Source organism: Kineosporia succinea (assembly GCF_030811555.1).
In the GTDB taxonomy this organism is placed as follows: domain Bacteria; phylum Actinomycetota; class Actinomycetes; order Actinomycetales; family Kineosporiaceae; genus Kineosporia; species Kineosporia succinea.
In genome coordinates this window covers 7,802,549-7,816,997 of the sequence record NZ_JAUSQZ010000001.1, presented here as the reverse complement: position 1 = coordinate 7,816,997, position 14,449 = coordinate 7,802,549, and the positions used below count along the sequence as shown (strand labels likewise).

Annotated in this window: 14 protein-coding genes; 5 read left to right on the top strand and 9 right to left on the bottom strand. The window is 70.8% G+C overall.

Features of this window, described 5'->3' with window-relative positions; all coding sequences use genetic code 11:
• Positions 1-13: 13 nt before the first annotated feature.
• From J2S57_RS34115 to J2S57_RS34090, 6 genes are all read right to left on the bottom strand, one after another.
• Positions 14-1,315, bottom strand: a complete 1,302-nt coding sequence (locus tag J2S57_RS34115; RefSeq protein WP_307250531.1) for an ATP-binding protein — start codon at positions 1,313-1,315, stop codon at positions 14-16.
• Entirely contained in the window at positions 1,308-1,982 is a 675-nt protein-coding gene (locus J2S57_RS34110; protein ID WP_307250529.1) for a response regulator transcription factor, read from the bottom strand. The genes J2S57_RS34115 and J2S57_RS34110 overlap by 8 nt, the downstream gene beginning before the upstream one ends.
• Positions 1,983-1,994: 12 nt before the next feature.
• Positions 1,995-3,098, bottom strand: a complete 1,104-nt coding sequence (locus J2S57_RS34105) for a formate transporter FocA (protein WP_307250527.1) — start codon at positions 3,096-3,098, stop codon at positions 1,995-1,997.
• A 232-nt stretch (positions 3,099-3,330) separates the two neighbouring features.
• Complete coding sequence (locus J2S57_RS34100) at positions 3,331-4,788, bottom strand: glycosyl hydrolase family 18 protein (RefSeq protein ID WP_307250526.1); 1,458 nt, start codon at positions 4,786-4,788, stop codon at positions 3,331-3,333.
• A gap of 154 nt (positions 4,789-4,942) precedes the next feature.
• Positions 4,943-5,764: an aminoglycoside phosphotransferase family protein gene (locus tag J2S57_RS34095; RefSeq protein ID WP_307250524.1), complete on the bottom strand. Its 822-nt coding sequence runs from the start codon at positions 5,762-5,764 to the stop codon at positions 4,943-4,945.
• A gap of 15 nt (positions 5,765-5,779) precedes the next feature.
• Positions 5,780-6,370, bottom strand: a complete 591-nt coding sequence (locus tag J2S57_RS34090; protein WP_307250521.1) for a TetR/AcrR family transcriptional regulator — start codon at positions 6,368-6,370, stop codon at positions 5,780-5,782.
• Positions 6,371-6,424: 54 nt separating this feature from the next.
• On the opposite strand from J2S57_RS34090, the gene J2S57_RS34085 reads away from it, so the two are divergent.
• Positions 6,425-7,807 carry an FAD-dependent monooxygenase gene (locus J2S57_RS34085; protein ID WP_307250520.1) on the top strand — a complete coding sequence of 461 codons (1,383 nt, stop codon included), beginning with the start codon at positions 6,425-6,427 and terminating at the stop codon, positions 7,805-7,807.
• Positions 7,808-7,816: 9 nt separating this feature from the next.
• Here J2S57_RS34085 and J2S57_RS34080 read toward each other — a convergent pair whose 3' ends face one another.
• On the bottom strand, positions 7,817-8,122 hold the full coding sequence (locus tag J2S57_RS34080) for a CBU_0592 family membrane protein (RefSeq protein ID WP_307250518.1): 306 nt from the start codon (positions 8,120-8,122) through the stop codon (positions 7,817-7,819).
• A 125-nt stretch (positions 8,123-8,247) separates the two neighbouring features.
• Here J2S57_RS34080 and J2S57_RS34075 point away from each other — a divergent pair, with 125 nt between their 5' ends.
• Complete coding sequence (locus J2S57_RS34075; RefSeq protein WP_307250516.1) at positions 8,248-9,177, top strand: LysR family transcriptional regulator; 930 nt, start codon at positions 8,248-8,250, stop codon at positions 9,175-9,177.
• Between the two features lie 161 nt (positions 9,178-9,338).
• On the opposite strand, the gene J2S57_RS34070 is transcribed toward J2S57_RS34075, so the two are convergent.
• Positions 9,339-9,914 (bottom strand): TetR/AcrR family transcriptional regulator, encoded by a 576-nt coding sequence (locus J2S57_RS34070; RefSeq protein WP_307250514.1) that lies wholly within the window; start codon positions 9,912-9,914, stop codon positions 9,339-9,341.
• Positions 9,915-9,978: 64 nt separating this feature from the next.
• On the opposite strand from J2S57_RS34070, the gene J2S57_RS34065 reads away from it, so the two are divergent.
• Entirely contained in the window at positions 9,979-10,875 is an 897-nt protein-coding gene (locus J2S57_RS34065; protein WP_307250512.1) for an oxidoreductase, read from the top strand.
• Positions 10,876-10,936: 61 nt separating this feature from the next.
• The gene (locus tag J2S57_RS34060; RefSeq protein WP_307250510.1) at positions 10,937-11,824 is read left to right on the top strand and encodes a diacylglycerol/lipid kinase family protein; all 888 of its coding nucleotides are present in this window, start codon (positions 10,937-10,939) and stop codon (positions 11,822-11,824) included.
• A 58-nt stretch (positions 11,825-11,882) separates the two neighbouring features.
• Here J2S57_RS34060 and J2S57_RS34055 read toward each other — a convergent pair whose 3' ends face one another.
• Positions 11,883-12,782, bottom strand: a complete 900-nt coding sequence (locus J2S57_RS34055) for a WcbI family polysaccharide biosynthesis putative acetyltransferase (protein WP_307250508.1) — start codon at positions 12,780-12,782, stop codon at positions 11,883-11,885.
• 599 nt (positions 12,783-13,381) lie between these two features.
• Between J2S57_RS34055 and J2S57_RS34050 the strand changes: the two genes are divergently transcribed.
• Positions 13,382-14,365, top strand: coding sequence for an ABC transporter substrate-binding protein (locus J2S57_RS34050; protein ID WP_307250506.1), 984 nt, complete (start codon positions 13,382-13,384; stop codon positions 14,363-14,365).
• Positions 14,366-14,449: the final 84 nt, after the last annotated feature.

Below are 14,449 nucleotides of genomic sequence, written 5' to 3'. Positions count from 1 at the left end.
CCCCGAGGCGGGCCTACGTCGGCAGCCGCATCTCCAGCCGGGCCCCACCCAGGGGTGAGTCGTCCAGCCGGGCCGAGCCACCCGCGTCCCGCGCCGCCTCGGCGATGATCGCCAGACCCAGCCCGGCACCGCCCTTGTCGCGGGTACGGGCGTCGTCGAGCCGCACGAAGCGCCGGAACACGCGCTCGCGGTCCTCCACCGGCACACCCGGGCCGTCGTCGTCCACGCGCAGCACCGCCTGCGTGCCGTCGTCGTGCAGCGAGAAGGCCACCGCCGAGCGGGCGTGGCGCCGCGCGTTGTCGGCCGCGTTCCGCACCGCCCGCGTCATCAGGGCGATGTCCGCGACCACCCGCGCCGGCCCCACCCCGGTGGCGTCCACCTTCACACCCAGCGCCCGCAGCCGCGTCCCCTCGCTGAGCACCAGATCGTCCAGATCGATCTCCTGGCGGTTCACCGAACGCCGCTCGTCCACCCGGGCCAGCAGCAGCAGGCCGCTGACCAGCTCCTCCAACCGCGCCGCCTCGGTGTCGACGACCTCGGCCAGCCCGCTCAGCGTCGTCGCGTCCGGATGCATCAGCGCCACCTGCGCGTGCTGCCGGATCGCGGCCACCGGCGAGCGCAGTTCGTGCGAGGCGTCCGAGACGAAACGCTGCTGCACCACCCGCGCCTTCTCCAGGCGCTCCAGCATCCGGTTCATCGTCTCGGCCAGCCGCGCCACCTCGTCCCGGCCCGGCGGGGGCAGCACCCGGCCCGAGGGGTCGTCGCCGATCTTCTCCACGTCCGAGCGGATCCGCTCCACCGGCCGCAGCGAACGCCCGACCACCGACCAGGTCAGCGCGGCCACGAACAGACTCACCGCGGGCACCCCGGCCCCCAGCAGCAGCCCGGCCGAGCGGGTCGCGTCGTCCACCCCCTCCAGTGAGCGGGCCACCACCACGTACTGCTTCGTCCCCCCGAGCGTCACCGGGCTCGACCGCACGGCCCAGCGTTCGCCGAGCAGCTTCACGATGCGGGGCTGCGCGCTGACGGGCAGGGGCGGGACCTCGGCGAAGTCGTCGTCGGCGACCGTCATCACCTGCCCGTCGCGCTGCAGCTGGATGATCACCTCGTCGGCCTCGAACGGCGGCAGGGCTCCGGCGGCCTGGGTCTCGCGGGCGATCTGGGTGGATTGCTGACGCGCGGTCGTGGACTGCGCGCGGGTCACCTGCGAGCGCAGCAGGAGGACGAAACCGGCCGCGCCGAGCAGCAGGACGACCAGGACGATGAACGTCGTGATCGTGGTGATGCGGACGCGCAGGGTCCAGCGGCTAGACATCGGCGACCAGGCGGTACCCGGCGCCGCGCACGGTCACGACCGTGTCCACCCCGAACGGGCGGTCGATCTTCGCGCGCAGATGGGCGATGTAGACCTCGACGATGTTCGGGTCACCCTCGAAGTCGTCGTCCCAGACGCCGCCCAGGATGTCGAGCTTCGACATCACCGTGCCCGCGCGCCGGGCCAGGAAGGCCAGCACCGCGAACTCCCGGCTGGTCAGCGTGATCGGCGTCCGGCCGCGCCGCACCTCCCGCGAGGCCGGGTCGACCACCAGGGTCCCGACGGTCAGAACCGTGGGACGTTCGGGTCGGCCCCGCCGCACCAGCGCCCTCAACCGGGCCACCAGCACGGGGAACTCGACCGGTTTGACCACGTAGTCGTCCGCGCCCGTGTCGAGCCCCTCGACCTGGTCGGACGACCCGTCCAGGGCCGTGAGCACGAGGATCGGGGTCCAGTTCTCCTCCTCGCGCAGGGTGCGGCACACGTCGAACCCGCCCAGCCCCGGCATCATCACGTCGAGAAGGATCGCGTCGTACCGCACCTCGCGGGCGCGCCAGAGCCCGTCGATCCCGTTCTCGGCCACGTCTACCGAGAATCCCTCGGCCACCAGCCCCCGGCGGATGCCTTCGGCGAACCGCGCCTCGTCGTCAACCACCAGGACTCGCACGGGCACAGTCTGCTACGCCGGGGTTGAACGGGCGCTGAAGGGGCCCGGGCGGGTCCTGATGGTGGACGCGGTGGCCGGGTGGGACGGTCGGCGGACGGACGCGGTGGTCGGGTGGGCGGTTCGCGGACGGATGTGCGGGTCGGCTCCGGCGGAACGGGTGGGCCGCAGATAGGCCAGCCCGTACAGGCCGCCCACGATCACCGCCCCGCCGACGAGGTTGCCGATCGTGACCGGCAGCAGGTTGTGGGCGAAGGCGGTCCAGCTCACGTGCGCGAACTGCTCCGGGCCGGCGCCGATCGAGGTCCAGAACGACTCCGGGGCCAGGGCCTTGACCAGCGTGGCGACCGGCAGGAAGAACATGTTGGCGACGCTGTGCTCGAAACCGGCGGCGACGAAGGCGGTCACCGGCGGGATCACGGCCATGATCCGGTCGGCGGTGGTGCGGGCCGAATAGGTCAGCCACACGGCCAGGCAGACCAGCACGTTGCACAGCACCCCGAGCACCAGCGCCTCGCCGAAGCCGAGTTCCCCCTTGCCCTCGGCGATCTTCAGCGCGGCCAGCCCGACTCCGCCTCCGCCCGAACGGTACTCACCCGAGACCGCGACGAGCCCGGCCACGCTCACCGCGCCCGCGAGGTTTCCGGCGTAGACGATCGCCCAGTTGCGCAGCACCCGGGCCCCGCTGATCCGTCCCTGCGCCCAGGCCATCACCAGCAGCACGTTGCTGGTGAACAGTTCCGCCCCGCCGACCACGACCAGGATCAGCCCGACCGAGAAGGCCAGACCCATGAAGACTTTGGTCACGCCGTAGGGGAGGCCGACCGACCCGGGCGCGGTGGAGGAGGCGATCGTGGCGAAGAGGGCGCCGAACGCGATGAACCCACCGGCCAGCACCGCGAGCACGAACGTGGTCAGCGGCGGACTGCCGGCCTTGGCCACGCCCACGGCGACGGCCTTGAGGGCCATCTGCTGCGGCGGCAACGACCCCGGGGCCGACGCCCCGGCGGACTGCGCTCCGGAGGAGGGCTCGGCTTCGGAAGAGGGCTCGGCTTCGGGGGGCGGCCCGGCCGCAGGTGAAACCGCGGGCCGGGCCGGAATCGTGGACGAGGTGGACATCGGGGCTCTCCGCACTCGGGTACTGAAACACCCGAGTCTCCCGCGTCCGCACCCGCCGGATCCCGGCGAGACGTCCCGCGCGCGGGCACGAAAATCCCGCTCCCGCAGGACTCCCGGCCCTCGACGAATTGACCGGTCACCCACGCAGAACGGTCACGGCCGGGGGAGGGATCCCGGCCGTGACCGTTTGCCGTGCGCATGAAGCAGATGGTGCAGTGCAGGTGCTGCCGGGCTACCCCAGACCGCTGGAGACGGCCTTGGTCAGCTCGGCGGCGCTGGTGTCACCCGACAGCTCCCAGGCGAACGCCCCACCCAGGCCCTGGTTCTTGGCGTAGGTCATCTTGCCGGCGATGGTGGCCGGGGTGTCGTAGCTCCACCAGTTGCTGCCGCACTTGGCGTAGGCGGTGCCCGCCACGGTGCCGGTCGACGGGCAGGACGTCTTGAGCACCTTGTAGTCTTCGATGCCCTGCTCGTAGGTGCCCGGTGCCGGTCCGGTGGCCGAACCGCCCGGGGCCGCCTGCGAGACCCCGGTCCAGCCGCGGCCGTAGTAACCGATGCCCAGAAGCAGCTTGCTGCTGGGGATTCCGAGGCTCTTCAGCTTCGCGATCGCCGTGGACGAGTCGAAGCCCGGGTTCGGGGCGCCGGCGTAGTCGGTCAGCGGCGAGTGCGGGGCGGTCGGGCCGTCGGCGTCGAAGGCACCGTAGAAGTCGTACGTCATCGGCAGGTACCAGTCGACGTACTGCGCGGCCCCGGCGTAGTCGGCCTTGGAGATCTTGCCGCCGGACGTGCCGTCGGCCGTGATCGCGGAGGTCACCAGGTCTTTGCCGAACTCGGTGCGCAGTGCCTGCATGAGCTTGCGGTACGCGTCGAAACCGCTGGTGTCGGTGGTGAGCCCGGTGGCGTTCGGGTACTCCCAGTCGATGTCGATGCCGTCGAACACGTCGGCCCAGCGCGAGTCTTCGACCAGCGCGCGGCACGACTTGGCGAAACCGGCCGGGTCCTGCGCGGCCTGGCCGAAGCCGCCCGACCAGGTCCAGCCGCCGAACGACCAGATCACCTTGAGGTTCTGGTGCTTCTTCTTGAGCTGGCGCAGCTGGTTGAAGTTGCCGGCCACCGACTGGTCCCAGGTGTCGGCCACACCGCTCACGGAATCGGCTGCGGTGAAGGTCTTCTGGTAGTCGGCGTAGGCGTCGCCGATCACGCACTTGCCGCCGGTGACGTTACCGAAGGCGTAGTTGATGTGCGTCAGCTTGGCCGCGGCGCCGCTGGTGTCGAGCGCCTTGACCTGGAAGTTGCGCTGGTACGTGGACCAGTTCGTGTAGTACGCCACCAGCTTCTTGCCGCCGGTGGTGGGCGGGGGAGTGGTCACCGGGGGCGTGGTGGGAGGAGTGGTGGGCGGCTGGGTCGGGTCGGTTCCGCCGCAGGCACCCCCGTCCGTCCACACGTCCTGGGCGTTCGCTCCCGGAACATCGCCGTACGTCCACCATTTCGCTGTCCACGAATGGTTGTTGTACGTGACGACGGCGCCGCCGTTGTAGGCGACGTCCTTGACCCAGGCGGCGCCCGAGCAGGTGACGGCGGCGGCCGAGCGCGGGACGGCCTGCGCCCCGGTCGGTGCCGTGAGTGTTGCGACGAGGGCGATCGCTGCCGCGGCGGACAGGCCGGCGGCGAGCATGCGGGCACGTTTCATGGCATTCCCCTTCAGGGCGGGAGTCATGATTAGTGAAGAGTCTTTACCAATTGCTGTCTAAAAAGATACCCACACAGGCGACTCAAAGGGAAGCCTTAACAAAGCCGTCCGGCGCGATTACACACAATTGAAATGAAGGCCGACCGGCGCGTCCTCAAGCCGTGAGATCTCCGCCCCGGAGCGACATCAGCTCGGCGAGCCAGAGGGAACCACGTCGGCGGCCGTCCGGCAGCTGGTCGTCACGATCCCAGCGCCAGGTGATCACCAGGGCGAGCGCGAGCATCCGGCAGGCGCGCAGCATCGCGGGGTCGGCCCCGGGGTAATGCGTCTCGACGGCGGGCGGTGCGTGCGCGATGTCGAACTCGACGGGACCGGTGCAGCACGTCTCGAAATCGATGAACAGCGGGCCGTGCGCCGTGGCCAGCAGATTGCCCTCGTGAGGCTCGCCGTGCAGCAGCTGCTCGGCGCCTCCTCTCGCGCCGATCACCGAGAGCGTGTGGCCGATCACGTCCATCAGGAGTTCACGGTGTGCCGCAGGCAGTTCCGGGGTGCGACCGGGGTCGTCGAGCAGCCGGCGGGCCGAGCTCACGCGGTCACGGAACGAGGGGGCCTCGACCGGGATCTCGCGCATCGACCGGTGCAGCCGGTGCAGGGCATCCGCGTAGGCCTCCGGGGAGATGGGGGACGCGGGGGTGTAGTGGGTCCAGAAGGTCACCTCGCGTCCGTCGAGAGGGTGCGGACGCGGCTCGGCGCGCGGATCGAGCCGGGCCACCGGGGCGTCCAGTTCGCCCAGGCGCCGGGCGATCTCGATCTCGAAGGCGGCCACGGACGGCACCGGCGCGACCTGGGCCAGGGTGTCGCACGGGAGCAGGTGCAGGGTCAGGCGGTTGGAGTTGGACAGGACGAGCGCGTCGGTGGCGGCCAGGCCGATCGACGAGGCGACGCGCAGGGCGGTGGTGATCGCGTCCAGGTGCACGGGGTGCTCCCGCCGTCAGGAGGCCAGGCCCGCCAGCCCCGCGTGGATGAAGGTGGTCAGGGTCTCGATCGCCTCGTCGTCACCGGTGTTCGGGAGCGACGTCGAGGCGAACGACCACATCAGACGGCTGATGATCGCAGCCGCCACGAGCGGGTCGCCCCGCAGGTCGAGACCGGTGAGATGGGTGGCCAGGTGGTGCAGATCGGGGTCGAGCATCTCGTCCTGCCGACGGGCGAACGACTCGTCGACCGTGGCGGCCTGCTGCAGGGCGACCATCACGGTGCGGTGTCGCTGGAAGAACCGCCAGAAGTGCTCGACGTGGAAACGCACGGCCTCGCGGTCGCGGAAGTCGCTCGGGTGGGGCTCGGCGCGCCCGTGCAGATCGTCGTCGGTCTCGGCCAGCAGGTCGGCCAGCAGTGCCTCGAGCAGTTTCTCCTTGCCGGTGAAGTGCTTGTAGAACGACCCGGTCGCGCGCCCGGCCTCGGCGGTGATGTCGGTGATCTTGGTGTTGAGATAGCCCACCCGCCCGAAGACCCGCACGGCGGCGGCCTTCAGCTCGGTCTCGGTCTGCGCCGCCTGCTGCCTGCGCACGCCCACTGCTGCCACCTCGTCACCCCTTCGGTCTTGACGGGACCCTACCTCGCTTCCTACGGTGAACTCATGTTCAGTGAATCCAAGTTCACCGTAATTGTGGGAGCCGGCCCGACCGGCCTGACCCTGGCCCGTCAGCTGCAGCGCCACGGCGTCCCCTTCCGCATCGTCGAGAAGGCCTCCGCCCTCTTCGACGGCTCGCGGGGCAAGGGACTTCAGCCCCGCACGCTCGAGGTGCTCGACGACCTCGGCGTGCTGCCGCGGTTCCTGGAGCACGGCGGCGAGTACCCGCCGATGCTCGTGCACCGGCCCGACGGCGAGACGATGACGTTCCGGATGGACGAGCACCACGAGCCCACCCCGTCGGTGCCCCACCCCAACAGTCTGATGGTGCCGCAGTGGCGCACCGGGCAGATCCTGGCCGAGGGCGTCCCGGTCGAGTTCGGCGTCGAGCTGGAGTCGCTCACCCAGGACGACCGGGGCGTGCACCTGACGCTCGGCACCGGTGAGCGCGTCACCGCCCGGTACGTGGTGGGGGCCGACGGCGGACGCAGTGCTGTACGTCGCGCTCTGGGTGTGGGTTTCGAGGGGGAGACCCGGGAGGGTGAGAAGGTGCGCCTGGCCGACGTCGAGCTGGAGGGGCTCGACCGCGAGCACTGGCACGTGTGGCCCGGGGCCGATCAGGCCGTGCGGCTCGGTCTGTGCCCGCTGGCCGGCACCGGCCAGTTCCAGCTCCACTCGCAGATCCTCGACCGGCCGCTGGAGGAGCTGGTGCCCGGGATCGCCCCCGGGGTGACGGTGAAGAACGTCAGCTGGACCTCGGTCTGGAGGCCGAACATCCGCATGGCGTCACGGTTCCGGGTCGGGAACGTGTTCCTGGCGGGTGACGCGGCTCACGTGCACACCCCGGCCGGTGGGCAGGGGCTGAACACCGGGATCCAGGACGCCTACAACCTGGGGTGGAAACTGGCCACGGGCGACGACGCGCTGCTCGACACCTACGAGGCCGAGCGCCTTCCGGTCGCGGCCGCGGTGCTGGGCATCAGCACGAAGCTCTACCAGAAGATGGCCGACCGCTCGCACGACGGTATGCGCCGCGACGACCCGGTGCTCAAGCAGCTCTCGCTGAGCTACCGGGGTGGGCCCCTGGCGAGCGAGCACCGGCCCGAACCCGGTGCGCTGCAGGCCGGTGACCGTGCTCCCGACGCGCCGCTGAACGACGGGCGACGCGTTTTCGACCTGCTGCGCGGCGCCCACGCGACCCTGCTCACGGTGAACTGGACCGCCGCTGCGCCCGATCTGGGCGTGCCGGTGCATGCGGTCGACGAGGCCGCGGAGATCTACGACGTGCGGGGCCCGACGCTCTTGCTGGTGCGCCCGGACAACTATCTGGGGTGTGTGACGTCCTCGGTGGAGGACGTCACCGCGTACCTGAAGGTGCTGGCCGGCTGAGCCTTTGGCTCAGACGAACTCGGGGATCGGGCCGGTCGCCGGGGAGGCGGTGGTGGCCGGCCGGTTCGCGAGGCGGGCGGCCCGGCGCTCCCACAGGGTGGTGACCACGGCGTGGGTGCCGATCGCGGCCCAGAGGAGATTGGAGACCGCGCTGGGCCAGGCGCCGTAGAGGGCGCTGGCGATGCCGCCGGCGAGACCGCCGAGGGCATTGAAGAGTGAGTAGCGCAGGGACGTCGCCGTCCAGCGCCCCCGGCTCAGGAGGACGTAGGCGCCGAAAGTGCCCATGGTGCCCAGCCAGCCGAGCATTGCCGCCATCGGAGCAGCCTTCTTTCACTTGAGAGCCAGGGAGCCGGATCGCCGTCTCCCGCGCATGATGATGAGCCTTCCGCGGCTTCAGCACAATTGCACTTCACTGGATCGGCCGTTTAGCGTTGCTGAACATGAGGATCGACCCCCGCCGGCTCCGGTTCCTGCTCGCCATCGCGCGGGAGGGAGGGGTGCTCGCGGCGGCCGACGCGCTGGGGGTCACGCCGTCCGCCGTTTCCCAGCAGCTGGCCCGACTTGAGGCCGAAACCGGTTGCGCCTTGGTGACTCGCACCACTCACGGCATTCTCCTGACCGACGCCGGGCAGGCCCTGGCCGAGGCCGCCGAGGAGATCGAGCGGGCGCTGAACCTGGTGCGCGCCAAGCTCCTGGAGGACGAGGTCGACCCGGTCGGCACCGTCCGGGTCGGGCTCTTCCACTCGTTCCTGCGGGTCGGGTTCGCGCCGCACCTGCCGGAGTGGAAGAAGCGCCACCCCCGGCTGCGCCTCGAGATCCGCGAGGACGACCAGGAGGAACTGCTGCGGATGCTCCGCTCGGGCGACCTGGACATCGTGATCCTGGAGTTCGACGCCCAGCAGAGCTCACCGCGCCTGGCCAAGAACATGACCGAGATCCCTCTGCTCGACGAGCCCTGGCGGCTGGTCGTGCCCTCCGCCGCGCACGGCGTCGACGTCGTCGACATCGCCCGCCAGTCGCTGCCGTCGCTGCCCTGGCTCGGGCTCGACGCCTCGGCCGCCGGCAGCGAGGCCACCCGCCGGGTGCGGCGCGCGCTCGGGGTCTCCGACGACACCGTGCACCTCTACCAGGACATCAACACCGCCCTGGCCCTGGTCGCGGCCGGGGAGGGAATGGCGCTCGTGCCCTCCCTCGCGCTGATCGGCACCTCGCACCCGGGCGTCACCCCGCTGGAGATGCCCGGTCTCGGCACCCGCCGCATCGTGGCGCGCCGCTACGAGGGCCGCAACGTTCCCGAGGCGCAGGACGTGGCGATGGGCCTGATCCGGGAGGCCGCGGCCGCGGTCAGCCTGGAGGAGGCGGTCAGCTAGGAACCCGGCGCGGTCCTCGCCCGGTTGCCCGGCCCGGCCGGTGGCCGGGACCGGGTGGCAAAGGTGCGCGCAGGTCACCCGATCACGGGTCGGCGCCGGGGCCGATCCGGGAGGAGGGCGTCGGCCGAGACCCGGGCGACCGGCGTCATCACCCGCAGTGCCTAGCGCAGCACCTGGGCGACCGCGGTGTCGATCACGTCGTCGACCTGGTCGGGGGCCAGCATGCCGACCCGGGTGATCGCGGCGATGCCGTGCATGGTCGCGAACAGCGCGATGCCCACCCGCTCGGTCGATCCGGGCTCGAGGTGGCCCTCGGCCTCGCCCTGCTCCATCACCGAGAGCATGAGGGCCACCGACGGCTGGGCGGCCTGTGCGACCGCGCCGGAGTTCTCGTCGTGCTTACGGCTGTGCATGAGATCGAGCAGGGCGCTGTCGTCGATCGCGACGTGAACATAGGCGCTGACCATCGCGCGCAGCCGCGCGGCGAATCCGGGCCCGGCCGCGGCGTCGGCCTCCTCGAGTTCGGCGTGGGCCCGCTCGAACCCGTCGATCACCAGGGCGTCGAGAAGGGCCTGGCGGTCGGGGAAGTGCCGGCGCGGGGCCGCGTGACTCACCCCCACCCGACGGGCCAGGTCACGCAGCGACAGCGCCCCGGCCCCCTCTTCACGCATCGTCTCGCGGGCCGCCTCCAGGAGCGCCGTGCGCAGATTGCCGTGGTGATAGCGCTCGTCGGTCACCGGTCCAGGCTACCGCAGATGTAGGCGTTGACTACATAAGTAGTCGATGCCTACATTGTTGTCCGTGACTACATTCACCGCTCATGACGTTCCTTCCCAGGCCGGCCGCACCGTCGTGGTGACCGGCGCCAGCAGTGGCATCGGCCGGGCGGCCGCCGAGGTCTTCGCCGCGCGCGGTGCCCGGGTGGTGCTCGCCGTGCGCAACCCGGCGAAGGGGCAGCAGGTCGCGGCCCGCCTGCCCGGCCGCACCGAGGTCCACCGCCTCGAACTCGGTGACCTGTCGTCGGTGCGCTCGTTCGCGGACGGTCTCGAGGGACCTGTCGACGTTCTCGTGAACAACGCCGGGATCATGATGCCGCCGCTGGGCCGGACCACCGACGGGTTCGAGTCGCAGTTCGGCGCGAACCATCTGGGCCACTTCGCCCTGACCAACCTGCTGCTGCCACGCATCACCGGCCGGGTGGTCACGGTCTCCTCGGGCGGTCACCGCCGGGGCACGATCGCGTTCGACGACCTGGACTGGACCAGGCGCGACTACCAGCCGCTCGCGGCCTACGGCCAGTCGAAGCTGGCCAACCTGCTGTTCACGCTCGAGCTGCAGCGACGGCTCGAGGAGGTGGGCTCGCCGGTCAGCGCCACGGCGGCGCACCCCGGGCTGGCGATGACGAACCTGGGGCACTCGTCCGAGGGGACCAGCCGGCGCGCCGACCTGATGCTCTCCGTGGCCCGGCGCCTGGCCCGGACCGAGGAGGCCGGGGCCCTGCCCACGCTCTACGCGGCGACGGCCGACATCCCGGGAGGCAGTTTCGCCGGGCCGGGCGGGCTCCTGCAGCGGGGGCCGGTCAGGCTGGTCGGCCGGTCGCGGGCCGCGCGCGACGCCGACGTGGCCCGCCGCCTGTGGTCGGTCTCGGAAGAGCTGACCGGCGTCCGGTTTCCGCTGGGCGCGGCCCGGCGGCCGTGACCGCGGCACGCCCGGGCCCTGTGGAAGTGTCGAACGGCCCGGCCCGGGCCATGATCGTCGCATGTCGTTCGACCGGGTGGTCCTGATCTTCAACCCCAACAGCACGGGCGACGCCCCGGCCCGGGCCCGCGAGCTCGAGGAGGAGCTCGGGCGGGTGCACCCGGACCTGGCGGTGGAGCTCCTGCCGACCGCCCACGCCGGCCACGCGCAGACCCTCGCCCGCGAGGCCGCGGGCACCGGGCGTCCTCTCGTGGTCTCGGTCAGCGGCGACGGCGGTTACAACGAGGTCGTGAACGGGATCATGGACGCGGGGAACACCGGTGAGCAGGGCGCGGTGGCCGCGGTGGTGGCGGCGGGCAACGCCAACGACCACCACCGGGTCACGGCGCCGCGCCCGCTGCCCGAGGCGATCGGCGTCGGGGAGGTGCGGCGGATGGACCTGATACACCTGGCCGTCAGCGGGCCCGGCGGCGAGATCAGCCGCTACGCGCACTCGTACATCGGCATCGGGCTGACGCCGGTGGTCGCGGTCGACCTGGAGAAGGGCACCAAGGGGTCGCTGCGCGAGATCGTCACGGTGATGCGGTCGTTCAGCAAGTTCCGGCCGCTGCGCATCCAGCTCGACGACGGTCGCCGCGTGCCGATCGACAGCCTGGTGTTCTCGAACATCCCGCAGATGGCCAAGGTGCTCAAGCTGAGCACCAACGGCGACCCGGAGGACGGCGAGTTCGAGGTCACGCTCACCCCGCACGAACCGCGCTGGCGGGTGGCGACCGTGTTCCTGCACGCCGCCACCACCGGGCTCGGGCCGCAGCCGGCCGTCACCGAGTACCGCTTCACCGCACTGAAGGCGGCGCCGCTGCAGATCGACGGTGAGGTGCTCGAGATCGCCGGCGGCGACCGGGTGACGGTGACGATCGCACCGGGGGCGCTGGGCGTGCTGCGCTGACCGGCCGGCGGGCTCAGCAGGTTCGACGGGCTCAGCAGGTTCGACGGGTTCGGCGGGCTCAGTGGGTGAAGAGCAGCCGGGCCACCTCGGCGTGACGCTGCAGGCCCTGCTCGGCCAGGCCGGGATGCCGGCGGTACCACTCCAGGTGGGCCTGCTGGATCTCGGTGTCGGGCACGGTCTTTCCGTGCACCTGCCAGTTTGTGGTCTCCTCGCCGTCCAGGCCCAGGGCCTCGAGGGTCGGGCCCGCGAGCGGGGCGTGCACGCTGTCGAGCAGCACCCGGCCCGGATCGCGCGGGTCCCAGGGCAGGCCGAGGGCCTCGAGCATCCGGTGGGCCGTGCCCCGCAGCACCTCGTTGCCGGGATGGTTGATCACCTGGCAGGCGCGAGAACCGGCGTCCAGCAACAGGTCCACCACGTCGATCGTGCCGTGCCGCCGTTGCCGCTCGACGAGCTCGCGCACGCTGATGTCCCGCACCGCCCGCACGAACCCCCCACTGAAGGCCGGAACGGCCCCGGTCGCCCGGCCCATCGTCCTCAGATCGTGGTAGGGAACGACCGGGGGATCACCGGCCTGCGGTGACCGCACGATGACCTGGAACGGGTGCAGGGCCGCCCAGCGGATCACGGGCACCATCACCAGCCGGGTGCCGGGCGCGGTCGCGGCCATCACGTCGGCGGTGCCCAGCGGGAGGCCCCGGTAGCCCGCCCGGATCGGCTGCGAGACCACGGCGTCCGCCTGCCCGAGAAGCTTCTCCAGACAGGGCAGGTCGTCGCCGGTCAGCTCGTGCACGGGCGGCATCCGCACCGTGCGCACCGGGGAGCCGGGGGAGTCCGCGAGCACGCGCAGCGACTCGGCCTGGCAGTTGCCGTGCACCAGCACCAGGGGACGCCCGTCGTCGCCGGGTGCCGGGGCCAGTCCGTAGAACGCCCCGTAGTGCCGTCTGCGCGCTTCTCTCACGGCCCGACCATAGGTGCGGCGGGGCACCCGTGCAGGTCAGGGCGCGTAAATGCCGCGTGCCCGTTCATACCGACCGCCTGTCCTCGAACGCACCAGGCACGCAGCCGTCACCGTCACCCCCGTCCAGTTGCCCGAGATCCTGCCCCACGTGGCCGTCACCCGGCCGAGGACGAGGCACGGGGGATCGGCCCTCGCCTGGCCGCGGTTCTCGACGACGCCCGGGCGCGCGGGATCACTCCGCTGCGCGCGGCCCGCGGCCTGGTGGATCTACGCCTGAGGGCAGGCGTTCAGGCAATGCCTCAGGAATTGTTGTGCGATCAGCGGTCGGAATTTCTTCCATAACATCGTGACGGGTGATTCCGCGCGGTCTAAGTTCGTGACTGGACGTTGCATTTCGAATGCTTGACGCATCCGGTGTGAACAGCGACACTCCTGGCACGAACCGACCGGCGGTCACGTGATTCAGGTGAATTCCCGGGGGTGCATGACGGCCGGTCATGTGTGTTCGCAGACAATCCGAAGACATTTTTTCCCGCACTGCCGTGACCATAATTGTGAACGTTAACAACGGGGTTGGCGTGGTGCGTCAGGAGGTTGGGATGTTCAGAAAGCGGGCCGGGGTGCTGCTTGCAGCGGCACTGCTCGTCACGACGCTGGCCGCGTGCGGCGACGACGAGGGGGACGGGGGCAGCGGTGGCGGCGACGACAAGCTGACCATCGGTTTCGCCCAGGTCGGGGCCGAAAGTGGCTGGCGCACGGCGAACACCAAGTCGATCCAGGAGTCGGCCGCGGAGGCCGGGGTCGAGCTGAAGTTCTCCGACGCGCAGGGCAAGCAGGAGAACCAGATCAAGGCGATCCGCTCGTTCATCACCCAGCGGGTCGACGTCATCGCGTTCTCGCCGGTGGTCGAGTCCGGCTGGGACACGGTGCTCAAGGAGGCCAAGGACGCCGAGATCCCGGTGATTCTCACCGACCGGGCCATCGATTCACCCGACGAAACTCTCTACGAAAGTTTTATCGGGTCGGATTTCGTGCTCGAGGGGCAGAAGGCCGGTGAGTGGCTGGTCGAGGAGTACAAGGACGAGACCGACCCGGTGAACATCGTCGAACTGCAGGGAACGCCCGGTGCGGCCCCGGCGAACGACCGCAAGGCCGGTTTCGCCGAGGTCATCAAGGCCGACCCGAAGTTCAAGGTGATCGCATCGCAGACGGGGCAGTTCACCCGCACCGACGGCAAGCAGGTGATGGAGACCTTCCTGAAGTCGCACGACGACATCGACGTGCTCTACGCCCACAACGACGACATGGGCCTGGGCGCGATCGAGGCCATCGAGGCGGCCGGCAAGGTGCCGGGCAAGGACATCAAGATCATCACGGTGGACGCGGTCAAGGACGGCATGACGGCGCTGTCCGAAGGCAAGATCAACTTCATCGTGGAGTGCAGCCCGCTGCTCGGGCCGCAGCTGATGGACCTGGCCAAGACGGTTGCGGACGGGGGCACCGTGGAGAAGCGCGTGCTCACCGAGGAGACGACCTTCACGCCGGAGCAGGCGAAGGACGTCCTGCCGGACCGTAAGTACTGATCGGCTTCCTTCCGTGATCATGCGCGTCCCGCCTCGGGCAGTGGTGGGCGCGCATGGTCACGGCGGGTTCTGAGCGGAACGGAG

What these genes read in the sequence shown, in the direction of transcription:
- J2S57_RS34115 (WP_307250531.1), bottom strand. Translation starts at nt 1,315, where the DNA reads ATGTCTAGCCGCTGGACCCTGCGCGTCCGCATCACCACGATCACGACG.
- J2S57_RS34105 (WP_307250527.1), bottom strand. Translation starts at nt 3,098, where the DNA reads ATGTCCACCTCGTCCACGATTCCGGCCCGGCCCGCGGTTTCACCTGCG.
- J2S57_RS34100 (WP_307250526.1), bottom strand. Translation starts at nt 4,788, where the DNA reads ATGAAACGTGCCCGCATGCTCGCCGCCGGCCTGTCCGCCGCGGCAGCG.
- J2S57_RS34085 (WP_307250520.1), top strand. Translation starts at nt 6,425, where the DNA reads ATGTTCAGTGAATCCAAGTTCACCGTAATTGTGGGAGCCGGCCCGACC.
- J2S57_RS34080 (WP_307250518.1), bottom strand. Translation starts at nt 8,122, where the DNA reads ATGGCGGCAATGCTCGGCTGGCTGGGCACCATGGGCACTTTCGGCGCC.
- J2S57_RS34075 (WP_307250516.1), top strand. Translation starts at nt 8,248, where the DNA reads ATGAGGATCGACCCCCGCCGGCTCCGGTTCCTGCTCGCCATCGCGCGG.
- J2S57_RS34060 (WP_307250510.1), top strand. Translation starts at nt 10,937, where the DNA reads ATGTCGTTCGACCGGGTGGTCCTGATCTTCAACCCCAACAGCACGGGC.
- J2S57_RS34050 (WP_307250506.1), top strand. Translation starts at nt 13,382, where the DNA reads ATGTTCAGAAAGCGGGCCGGGGTGCTGCTTGCAGCGGCACTGCTCGTC.